Below are 7,953 nucleotides of genomic sequence, written 5' to 3' on the forward strand. Positions count from 1 at the left end.
CCGATCGTCGCTAGGAGCGGGCGGTGATCTGCTGGACCGCCCAGCCGTTGCCGTCCGGGTCGGCGAAGAACGCGAAGCCCTGGTTGTTCAGGTCGTCGTCCGCCTTCGCCGGGCGGAAGCCGCCCGGGCCGGCGACCTTGACCTCGCCGATCTCGACGCCGCGGCCGGCCAGCTCGTCGCGGGCCGCGCGGACGTCGTTGACCACCAGCTGCAGGCCCTTGATCGAACCCGGCGCCATCTCGTCGCCCACGCCCTTGCCGATCACGATCGAGCAGCCCGAGCCCGGCGGCGTCAGCTGCACGATCCGCAGCTGCGGGCCGAAGTCGCTGTCGTGGTCGACCACGAAGCCCATCCGCTTCTCGTAGAACTCCTTGGCTAGGTCCACATCCGACACCGGCACGACCACGACCTCGAGCGTCCACTGCATGCCGATCACCTTCCATAACCAAACGGTTCCATAACTGCCCGGTTGTCTACCGGCCGAACCTGCCCCTGTCAAGGAGCGATCCCGCCAGCTGGGTATGTCAACTAGCGGGATCTGAAGCCGACGTCACTCCCGGGCACGGCGCCGGCCCTGCGCCGGGATTGCCCGGCATTTGACCGGATAATCGCGGGCGCCTAAAATTCAAAGCGTATTGAATTAAGGCGGTGGGATCGTGCGAGCACTACTCGGCAGCATCGTGTTCCTCTTCGTCGCCCCGGGGACCGTCGTCGGCCTGATCCCCTGGCTCATGACCGGCTGGCAGGCGAGCGATCCGATGCCGTGGTGGTCGCCGGTGCCCGTCGCCGTCCTCGGCACGGTCCTGCTCGCGGCCGGTCTGGCCGTGCTCTTGCACACGTTCGGCCAGTTCGTCGCCGAGGGCCTCGGCACGCCGTTCCCCGCCGCGCCACCCCGCCACCTCGTCGTCGGCGGGCTGTACCGGTACGTGCGCAACCCGATGTACGTCGCGGTCGTCACCGCCGTGCTCGGTCAGGCGCTCCTGCTCGGCCGGCTGAACCTGCTGGTCTACGCCGTGTGCGTCTGGGCGGTGACCGCTTCGTTCGTCCGGTTCCGGGAGGAGCCGGTGCTCGCGCGGCGCTTCGGCGGCGAGTACACGGTCTACCGCCGCGCCGTGCGCGCGTGGTGGCCGCGGCTGCGCCCGTGGGACGGCGCCGAGCTCGGCCCGGCCAGGGCGGTCGGCCGCCGGGAGGAGTTCGGCTGACCACCGGGAATTCTGAGTAGATTCGAAAGCATGAACCAGCTGACCACCGAGCGGCTCGTCGTGCGCGAATGGGAGCTCGACGACGCCGCGGCCGCGCTGGCGATCTACGGTGTGGACATGGTCACCCGGTGGCTCACGCCGGCGATGGGCCAGGTGGCCGACGAGGCCGCGATGCGCTCCGTGCTGCAGGCGTGGATCGAGGACCAGCCGAACATGCTGCCACCGCGGGGCCGGTGGGCGATCCAGCGCAAGGACGACGGCGCGGTAATCGGCGGGCTGGGCATCCGCCTGCTGCCGCCGTACGAGGAGGATCTCGAGCTCAGCTGGCAGCTGCGCCCGGAGGAATGGGGCAACGGCTACGCCGCGGAGGCCGGCGGCGCGCTGATCCGCTGGGCGTTCACGCAGGAGATCGACGAGCTGTTCGCGGTCGCCCGGCCGACGAACACGCGCGCGATCGGCACCGCGAAGCGCCTCGGCATGGACTGGGTCGGCGAGACGGACAAGTACTACAACCTGCGCCTGCAGGTCTTCCGCGTGCGGCCGGGCGACCTGGTCGGCCCGGACGACTAGTCGCGGCGCACGACCACGCGCAGGCCGCCCTCGAGGAGGGTGAACCGGGCGGGGTCGAGCCGTCGCAGGTCTCCGTCCACATTGAACTCCGTGCCGGCTGGGACGGTCACGTCGATCTCCCGGCCGCGGTGGTGTGGCACGTCCTGCTGCTGGGTCAGCATCGCGCGCCGCATGTGGTAGCCGTGGCGGGCGAGCGCGAGCCGCGACCGGGCCGGCACGACCGCGACGTCGAGGTGGTCGTCGTCCGGGCGGGTGCCGCCGATGTTCGCGCCGCCGCCGAACGCGCCGCTCACCGCGACCACGACCTGCCACGCGTCGCCGTCGAACACCGTCTCGCCGTCGCAGCGCACGGTGCACGGCGTGTGCGGCGCGGTGAGCGCGGCCCGGACCGCGCCGAAGGCGTACGCGAACCGGCCGAGTCGTGCCTTGTGCGGCTTGGCGAGCCGGCTCGCGACCGCGGACAGCCCGGCCGCGGCGGCGTTGACGAACGGGCGCCCGCCCGCCAGACCGACCTCGCGGTGCTGCGCCGGCGCGTCGGGATCGGCCGCGAGCGCGCACGCGTCCTCGAGGTCCCTGGGCAGGCCGAGCGCGGTGGCGAAGTCGTTGGCCGTGCCGGTCGCGAGCACCGCGAGCGGCAGGTCCGCCCGGTTGGCCGCCCGCGCGGCGACGCCGATCGACCCGTCGCCGCCGGCGACCACGAGCCGGTCTGCCTCGGGCAGCGGCTCGTCGAGGTCGTCGAGGTCGATCGACTGCACGTCCGCGCCGTGCTCCTTGAGCAGGGCCTGGATGCGGTCGCCGTCGGTACGGCCGCTGCCGGACTTCCGGTTGGCGACGAGCACGATGCGCATCCGGACATTCTGCACTTCCGGAACTGTCAGTGGGTGCCGGCACGGTGTGCCCATGGACATCCACGACACGGTCGCCGTCGGGACCGGCGCCGGGGTCGGCAGCGGGCTCGCGATCGCCGAGCGGGCGCTCGCCGAGCGGGCGGAGCTGGGAGAGGCGGAACGGTCCGCGATCCGGCCGCCGGTCCCCCTGTCCCGGCTGTGCGAGGCGGTGGTCGAGCTCGTCGTGGACGAGAACGCCGCCGACCGGGTCGTCGTCCTGGAACGATTACCCGCATGACCGAGCGCGCGGTGCTGCCGGCCGACGACGTGCTCGTGGCCGGCCTGCGGGCCGGTGACGACGCGCTGTTCGGCCTCGTGCTGGACGCGTGGTCGGCCGGCATGCTGCGGCTCGCGCGCGCGTTCGTGTCGACGCCGGACTCGGCGGCCGAGGTCGTGCAGGACGCGTGGCTCGGGGTCATCGAGGGCATCGACGCCTTCGCCGGGCGGTCGTCGCTGAAGACCTGGGTGTACCGGATCCTGGTCAACACGGCCAAACGCCGCCGCGACCGGGAGAGCCGGACGGTGCCGTGGAGCAGCCTCGGACCCGGGGACCAGGGCCCGACCGTCGACCCGGAGCGGTTCCAGCGACCGGGCGAGCCCTACCCGGGCCACTGGCGCGCGTTCCCGGCGCCGTGGCCCCGGCCCGAACAGCACGCGCTCGCGGCCGAGACGCGGAGCCGGATCGCAGCGGCGGTCGACCGGTTACCCGCGCGGCAGCGGGTGGTGCTCGTGCTGCGGGACGTCGAGGGCTACACGTCCGACGAGGTGTGTTCGATACTGGAGGTAAGCGCGGCGAACCAGCGGGTACTGCTGCACCGTGCGCGGGCGTTCGTCCGCGCCGAGCTGGAGCGATACTTCGCGGACACGAGGGACCGGACGTCATGAGAGATCTCGACTGCGACGAGCTCGTCGAGCTGGTCACCGAGTTCCTCGACGGCGCGCTGGACGAGGAGACCGAGCAGCGGGTGGTCGACCACCTGTCGCTGTGCGACGGCTGCACCACGTACGTGGCGCAGTTCCGCCGCACGATCGCCGAGCTCGGCCACCTGCCGGCCGGCCACGTCGCGGAGCTGCCCGAACCCGCGCGGAGTGCTCTGCTGACCGCGTTCCGGAGGCAGCGCGGCAAGTCCGTGTAACGCCGGGCGGGGTTCGCGTCACTGCACCTCGCATGAACACCGACGTCACCCGCCGCGGGGCGCACCGCCGCCTCCTGCCGCTGCAGATCGGCATCGCGTTGCAGGGCTTCATGCTCTGGCTTCCGGTGGAGAAGCTGTTCATGAGCGAGATCGGCTTCGACCCCGCCACGATCGGGCTCGTGGCTGGCGCGTACGCGGTGATGGTGCCGCTTCTCGAGGTGCCGTCGGGCATTCTCGCGGACCGGTGGAGCAGGCGCGGCGTCCTCGCGGTGGCCAGCGTCGCCCTCGCGGCGTGCGACCTGATCGGCGGGCTGAGCCACGACGTGACCACCTACCTGCTCAGCGCGCTCGCGCTCGGCGTCTACTTCGCCATGTACTCGGGCACGGTCGAGGCGATGGTGTACGACACGCTCGTCGAGGAGACCGGTACCGGCGACGACTTCGAACGCCAGCTCGGCCGGATGCGGTTCGTCGAGAGCATGGCGCTCGTCGTGAGCTCGCTCGCGGGCGGCTGGGTGGCGAGCCTGCTCTCGCCCCGGGCCACCTACCTGCTGACCGTGCCGTTCGCGTTGCTCTCGATCGGGGCGTACCTGCGGTTCCGGGAGCCACGGCTGCACCGCCCGAGCGAGCCCGCCCCGCTCGCCCAGCACGTCGCCACGACGTTCCGCACGCTCACCCGCCAGCGTTGTCTGCTGCCGATCATCACGCTGTCCGTGCTCGCGGACGTGCTGCTGCAGACGGTGTTCGAGTTCGGCCCCTTGTGGCTGGTCGCCGTGTCGGCCCCGGCCGTCCTGTTCGGTCCCTACTGGGCGGGGCTGGTGTCGACCCACGGCCTCGGCGGCCTGCTGGCCGGGCGGCTGGACTTCACCCGGCCCGCCACCGCCCTGGCGGTCGGCGGGCTGATCACCGGCGCGGCGGCGATGCTCACCGTCGCACGCGGCGTCGTGGCGATCACGGCCGCGCAGATCGTGCTCGGCCTGCTGCTCATGGCGATCACCGTGCACGTGAGCCGGCTGCTGAACGACGCGGTCCCGTCGACCGTGCGGGCCGGCGTGGCATCCGGGGTCAGCACGATGACGTGGCTGGTGTTCCTGCCGTTCTCGCTGCTGTTCGGCGCGTTCAGCAACGCGCTCGGCGTGCACTCCGCGGCACTGCTGATCGTCGGCCTGGCGCTGCCGCTCACCGGGCTGGTCGCACTCACCGCGCGCCGGTGGGAGCCGGCCGGGTGCGTTCAGCGCCAGACCTCCGCGCTGGAGTCGGTGTAGCCGAGCGAGGTGTAGACGGCGTCGACCAGGCTCTGGCCGCGCGGGTTGAGCGCGGTGCCCGGGCCCATGGCGTTCATCGTGTAGCCGAACGACATCCGGTTGGCGGGCGAGGCGAAGCCGACCCCGCCGCCGAGCCCGGGATGCCCGAACGCGTCCGCGGAGAGGATCATGCTGTCGCGGTAGCCGGGCGGCTCGTGCCGGTTGTCGATCGACGGCACGAAACCGTAGGTGAACCGGCTGTTCGCGAACAGCATCGCGTCGGGTCCGGCCGAGACGGTCGTGGCCATGCGCGGGATCTGGCCCGGTCCGACCAGCGTCACCCCGCGGGCCGTGCCGCCACAGGCGAGCGGCGCGTACATGCCGGCGAGCGCTCGCGCGTTGGTGATCGCGCCGGTGGCGCCGATCTCCGCGGCGTGTCCGGCCCGCGAGTCGAACCCGGTGTCCTGGCCGAACATGTAGTTGCCGGTGTTGCCGAGCATCTTTGCCTGCACCGACTCGGGCTGCGTCGCCACGACGATCGCGAGCCGGGACTGCTCGTCGCCCGGCTGCGGGTCGGCGTAGCCCATGCGCGCGACGCGCGGCTCGACCTCCTCGGGCAGCCCCAGCCACAGGTCGAGGCCAAGCGGCCCGGCGATCTCCTCGCGCACGAACGTGCCCAGCGACCTGCCGGACGCGCGCCGCACGAGCTCGCCGGCGAGCCAGCCGTACGTCAGCGCGTGGTAGCCGTGCCGGGTGCCGGGTGCCCACACCGGCTCCTGCGCCTCGATCGCGGCGATCATGCCGGCCCAGTCGAGGAACGCGCCGTCACTGAGCGGCTCGGCGACCAGTGGCACGCCCGCGCGGTGGGCCAGCACCATGCCGACGGTGGTGTCCGCCTTGCCGCGCTGGGCGTAGCCCGGCCAGTAGTTCGCGACCGGTGCGGCGAGGTCGAGCTCGCCGCGGCCGAGCAGCATGTGGGCGCAGAGCGACGTGACGCCCTTGGTGGTGGAGAAGACGACGCTGACCGTGTCCCGCTCCCACGGCCGGCCGCTCGACCGATCGGCGACGCCGCCCCACAGGTCGACGACCGGCTCGGCGTCGATCGCCACGCAGACCGACGCGCCGACCTCGCCGCGCTCGGCGAAGTTCTTCTCGAACTCCTCACGCACCCGCTCGAACCGTGGGTCACAGCTACCGCCGACCATGGCAACCTCGCAGGTGAGCCGCAGGGCGCGGCCTAGTGTCCGCGCGTAGCGTACCGCCGGCGGCCCAGCGTGGCGGCGATCGTGAGCGGCACGCCGACGGCCAGCGTGATCGCGAAGACCGCGGTGAACCGGCCGGCGTCGACGAGCGGCCCGAAGAGCGCCGCGCCGAGCGCGCTGCCGCTGAACAGCATCGTCGCGAACAGCGACACCGCCGTCGCGCGGGCGTCCGGCGCCATGTCGGTCGCCCAGGTCTGCAGGGTGGAGTGCATGAACGCCCACGCTGCCCCGATCAGCACGGTGCCGATCACCACGGGTACGGCCGCGTGGGTGATCGTCAGCAGCACGTAGGCGGCGATCGCGAGCGAGCCGCCGGTGAGGATCAGGTTGGCCGGCGCCATCGTGCGCGTCCGGCGCTTCACCACCCGCGCGAACACCAGCACCGACGCGCCGTAGCAGGCGGTCAGCAGGCCGGACACGGTCACGGAGAGCCCGCTCGCGTGCAGCACGGCCGGCAGGAACGTCAGCGGGCCGAGCAGCACCAGACCCTCGGCCAGCGCCAGCACGAGCACCAGCAACGCGGGCCGGTTCACCAGCACCGCACGCAGCGAGGCGAGCACCGGCGCCGGCTCGACCACGGACGGCTCGGCCAGCCGGCGCATCACGACCGACAGCACGGCCGCCACGACACCGGTCAGCGCGAACGCCACCCGCCAGCTCGTGAAGTCCGCGAGCGCGCCGGCGCCGATGTTCGCGAGCGTCATGCCGACGGCCATGCTCGTCATCAGGTCGGTGAGCGGCGCCTGGCGGATGCGCACCGGCACCGTGTCGCCGATGTACACCAGCGCGCTGGGGATCGCCGCCGCGAAGCACGCGCCGGTCAGCCCGCGCGCCACGACCAGCCAGCCGATGTCGGGCACCGCCGCCGACGCGATGCCGAACACCGCGGCCGCGGCAAGCGCGACGCGCATCGTGCGGACCCGGCCCAGCCGGTCGGAGACCATCGCCCAGCAGATCTGCGCGATGCCGTAGCCGAGGAAGTACGTGGCCGCCGCGCGCGACACGGCCTCGACCGAACCGCCCAGGTCCAGCGCGATCGACACGAGCATCGGCGCGATCATCAGCCGGTCGAACGAGCTCGTCAGCGCGGCCACCTGCAGCAGTCGCAGCGACCGCGCCGCCTCGGCCGGCAGCGCCCGGGACTCAGTGCTGCTCGACACGCTCTGCCCAGTCCACTTCGGACCGGCCGGCACCGAGCGTGCCGGCCCACCGCAGGTACAGGTCGTGCTCGACGTCGCAGATGTCCAGCACGCGGCCGGCCATGAAGTCCACCAGCGCGTCGACGTCGCGGGAGCCCGCGTAGAAGGCGGGGCTGGCCGGCATGATCACCGCGCCCTCGGCGGCCAGCGTCCGCAGGTTGTCCAAAGTCGACAGGCGAAGCGGGGTCTCGCGCAGCACCACCACGAGCCGCCTGCGCTCCTTCAGCGTCACGTCCGCGGCGCGCTGGACGAGGTTGTGTGTCACGCCCGTCGCCGCGGCCGCGACCGTTGCCGTCGTGGCCGGCGCGATGATCATCCCCTTGGTCCGGTACGACCCCGAGGAGGGTCCGGCCGCCATGTCACCGGCCGACCAGTACCGCACCGCCGCGACGTCCCGGCACAGCCACGCGGAGAGGTCGGCCGCCCAGTGCTTGTCGCGGATCGACTGGCCGG

Annotated in this window: 11 protein-coding genes; 6 read left to right on the plus strand and 5 right to left on the minus strand. The window is 72.6% G+C overall.

The genetic code is table 11. The features are described from left to right. Window positions 1-10: 10 nt before the first annotated feature. On the minus strand, window positions 11-427 hold the full coding sequence (locus VH969_RS04795; protein WP_331970950.1) for a VOC family protein: 417 nt from the start codon (window positions 425-427) through the stop codon (window positions 11-13). A 229-nt stretch (window positions 428-656) separates the two neighbouring features. On the opposite strand from VH969_RS04795, the gene VH969_RS04800 reads away from it, so the two are divergent. Continuing rightward, entirely contained in the window at window positions 657-1,202 is a 546-nt protein-coding gene (locus tag VH969_RS04800) for a methyltransferase family protein (RefSeq protein ID WP_331970953.1), read from the plus strand. Between the two features lie 30 nt (window positions 1,203-1,232). Continuing rightward, entirely contained in the window at window positions 1,233-1,772 is a 540-nt protein-coding gene (locus VH969_RS04805) for a GNAT family N-acetyltransferase (protein ID WP_331970957.1), read from the plus strand. On the opposite strand, the gene VH969_RS04810 is transcribed toward VH969_RS04805, so the two are convergent. Beyond that, window positions 1,769-2,620: a diacylglycerol/lipid kinase family protein gene (locus tag VH969_RS04810; RefSeq protein ID WP_331970961.1), complete on the minus strand. Its 852-nt coding sequence runs from the start codon at window positions 2,618-2,620 to the stop codon at window positions 1,769-1,771. The two genes, VH969_RS04805 and VH969_RS04810, sit on opposite strands and share 4 nt — an antisense overlap. A 52-nt stretch (window positions 2,621-2,672) precedes the next feature. On the opposite strand from VH969_RS04810, the gene VH969_RS04815 reads away from it, so the two are divergent. From VH969_RS04815 to VH969_RS04830, 4 genes are read left to right on the plus strand one after another with little or no spacing between them, the layout of a single operon-like run. Next, entirely contained in the window at window positions 2,673-2,897 is a 225-nt protein-coding gene (locus VH969_RS04815) for a hypothetical protein (protein ID WP_331970965.1), read from the plus strand. Next, window positions 2,894-3,544, plus strand: coding sequence for an RNA polymerase sigma factor (locus VH969_RS04820; protein ID WP_331970968.1), 651 nt, complete (start codon window positions 2,894-2,896; stop codon window positions 3,542-3,544). Before VH969_RS04815 ends, VH969_RS04820 begins: the two co-directional genes overlap by 4 nt. Continuing rightward, the gene (locus VH969_RS04825) at window positions 3,541-3,795 is read left to right on the plus strand and encodes an anti-sigma factor family protein (protein WP_331970971.1); all 255 of its coding nucleotides are present in this window, start codon (window positions 3,541-3,543) and stop codon (window positions 3,793-3,795) included. Before VH969_RS04820 ends, VH969_RS04825 begins: the two co-directional genes overlap by 4 nt. A gap of 32 nt (window positions 3,796-3,827) precedes the next feature. Continuing rightward, on the plus strand, window positions 3,828-5,060 hold the full coding sequence (locus tag VH969_RS04830; RefSeq protein WP_331970974.1) for an MFS transporter: 1,233 nt from the start codon (window positions 3,828-3,830) through the stop codon (window positions 5,058-5,060). On the opposite strand, the gene VH969_RS04835 is transcribed toward VH969_RS04830, so the two are convergent. The 3 genes from VH969_RS04835 to VH969_RS04845 all read right to left on the minus strand — a co-directional run. Next, window positions 5,027-6,208, minus strand: coding sequence for a serine hydrolase domain-containing protein (locus VH969_RS04835; protein ID WP_331970977.1), 1,182 nt, complete (start codon window positions 6,206-6,208; stop codon window positions 5,027-5,029). The genes VH969_RS04830 and VH969_RS04835 overlap by 34 nt on opposite strands. 68 nt (window positions 6,209-6,276) lie before the next feature. Further along, the gene (locus VH969_RS04840; RefSeq protein ID WP_331970980.1) at window positions 6,277-7,461 is read right to left on the minus strand and encodes an MFS transporter; all 1,185 of its coding nucleotides are present in this window, start codon (window positions 7,459-7,461) and stop codon (window positions 6,277-6,279) included. Then, window positions 7,445-7,953, minus strand: a 509-nt coding sequence (locus VH969_RS04845; protein WP_331970984.1) for a UbiX family flavin prenyltransferase, incomplete at its 5' end; no start/stop codon positions are given. The genes VH969_RS04845 and VH969_RS04840, both read right to left, overlap by 17 nt.

Source organism: Actinophytocola sp., assembly GCF_036555685.1.
Classification (GTDB): Bacteria; Actinomycetota; Actinomycetes; order Mycobacteriales; family Pseudonocardiaceae; genus Actinophytocola.

Coding starts and splice junctions, on each gene's coding strand:
- VH969_RS04815 (WP_331970965.1), top strand. CDS start 2,673: ATGGACATCCACGACACGGTCGCCGTCGGGACCGGCGCCGGGGTCGGC.
- VH969_RS04795 (WP_331970950.1), bottom strand. CDS start 427: ATGCAGTGGACGCTCGAGGTCGTGGTCGTGCCGGTGTCGGATGTGGAC.
- VH969_RS04810 (WP_331970961.1), bottom strand. CDS start 2,620: ATGCGCATCGTGCTCGTCGCCAACCGGAAGTCCGGCAGCGGCCGTACC.
- VH969_RS04825 (WP_331970971.1), top strand. CDS start 3,541: ATGAGAGATCTCGACTGCGACGAGCTCGTCGAGCTGGTCACCGAGTTC.
- VH969_RS04830 (WP_331970974.1), top strand. CDS start 3,828: ATGAACACCGACGTCACCCGCCGCGGGGCGCACCGCCGCCTCCTGCCG.
- VH969_RS04820 (WP_331970968.1), top strand. CDS start 2,894: ATGACCGAGCGCGCGGTGCTGCCGGCCGACGACGTGCTCGTGGCCGGC.
- VH969_RS04805 (WP_331970957.1), top strand. CDS start 1,233: ATGAACCAGCTGACCACCGAGCGGCTCGTCGTGCGCGAATGGGAGCTC.